This window comes from Enterococcus sp. GPZ-007, assembly GCF_059374735.1.
Window position 1 is genome coordinate 1 of record NZ_JCAFYN010000102.1, and the last position, 1,178, is coordinate 1,178.

3 protein-coding genes are annotated in these 1,178 nt (G+C 39.2%); all 3 read right to left on the reverse strand.

Features of this window, described 5'->3' with window-relative positions; genetic code table 11:
- Positions 1–193: 193 nt before the first annotated feature.
- The 3 genes from nusG to rpmG all read right to left on the reverse strand — a co-directional run bounded on the left by nusG (position 194) and on the right by rpmG (position 1,168).
- A complete protein-coding gene (nusG, locus tag AC4J95_RS21050) occupies positions 194–736 on the reverse strand; it encodes a transcription termination/antitermination protein NusG (protein WP_494551545.1) in 543 nt (180 codons plus the stop codon).
- A gap of 96 nt (positions 737–832) precedes the next feature.
- Positions 833–1,003: a preprotein translocase subunit SecE gene (gene secE / locus AC4J95_RS21055; RefSeq protein WP_316402475.1), complete on the reverse strand. Its 171-nt coding sequence runs from the start codon at positions 1,001–1,003 to the stop codon at positions 833–835.
- A 12-nt stretch (positions 1,004–1,015) separates the two neighbouring features.
- On the reverse strand, positions 1,016–1,168 hold the full coding sequence (gene rpmG / locus AC4J95_RS21060; RefSeq protein ID WP_010739830.1) for a 50S ribosomal protein L33: 153 nt from the start codon (positions 1,166–1,168) through the stop codon (positions 1,016–1,018).
- Between the last annotated feature and the right edge of the window lie 10 nt (positions 1,169–1,178).

The window sequence follows — 1,178 nt, forward strand, 5'->3', positions numbered from 1 at the left end:
ACAAGTAAAAAGACTGTCATCATTGCAAAAATACTTAAAAAAACTTTTTTCATTCCTTTTAACTCCTCTTTGCTATCTACCTAGTATTTCTCTTTACTATAGGCACAAAGCTGCCACAACTCAATTGAAAGGCCATAACTTTGTGGAAATTTAGCAAAAAAAAAGCCGAGACAACTTGTCCCAGCTTTATTGCTTAAATTTTGTCGACTTGTTCGAAGTCCAATTCTGTACTTGTTTCGCGACCAAACATATCAATATTGGCTTTGATTTTCGCACGCTCTTCGTCGATCTCAGTAATCACACCTTCTAGACCCGCAAACGCGCCTTCGATGATCTTCACTGTTTCGCCGACTTCTACTTCTAGATCATTCTGACGAGTACTCATACCCAACGAACGCAAGATGTGGTTGATTTCCTCTGGCATCAATGGCGCTGGTTTACTTCCGGCACCGTGGGAACCAACGAATCCTGTTACACCTGGTGTATTACGAACAACATACCAAGAATCATCAGTCATGACCATTTCCACTAACACATATCCAGGGAAGGTTTTGTGGACGATTTCTTTTTCCTTACCGCCTTTAACTTCTGTTTCCTTTTCTTCCGGGACAACTACACGGAAAATATAGTCTTCCATCCGCATACTTTGTGCACGTGATTCGATGTTTGCCTTTACTTTGTTTTCATAGCCGGAATAAGTATGCAGCACATACCATTGTTTTTCAAAAGATTCCATTTTCGCCATCGGCTCCTCGTTCTAAAATAAAAAAACCTCAGTGCTCCCAAGGTTTTTTCTCTCAAATAGTATAACATGCTTTTTTTGAATTGGCTACTAGCGAATGATCAAATTGATCAATGCTTGAATCCCTGTATCCATAATGAAAAACATCAAAGCAAAAATAATTGCTGTTTCGATTACGACTAGCGAATCATGACGCAATTGTTTTTTTGAAGGCCAAGTAACTAGCTTCATTTCTTCTCTGACACTACGTAAAAAGTTCAATTGATTATCCCCCTATTTCGTTTCTTTATGTATCGTATATTGATTACAATGTTTGCAAAACTTATTAATCTCTAAACGCTCTCCGCGTTTGCCTTCGCTCACTGATTTTGTGTAGTTTCTCGAACCACAAACAGTGCAGGCCAGAGCCGCTTTCTTTGTTGCCATAGCGATCTAC

Bases quoted from the DNA above. Each gene is read 5' to 3' on its own strand.
- nusG (WP_494551545.1), bottom strand. From the start codon at position 736: ATGGAATCTTTTGAAAAACAATGGTATGTGCTGCATACTTATTCCGGC.
- rpmG (WP_010739830.1), bottom strand. From the start codon at position 1,168: ATGGCAACAAAGAAAGCGGCTCTGGCCTGCACTGTTTGTGGTTCGAGA.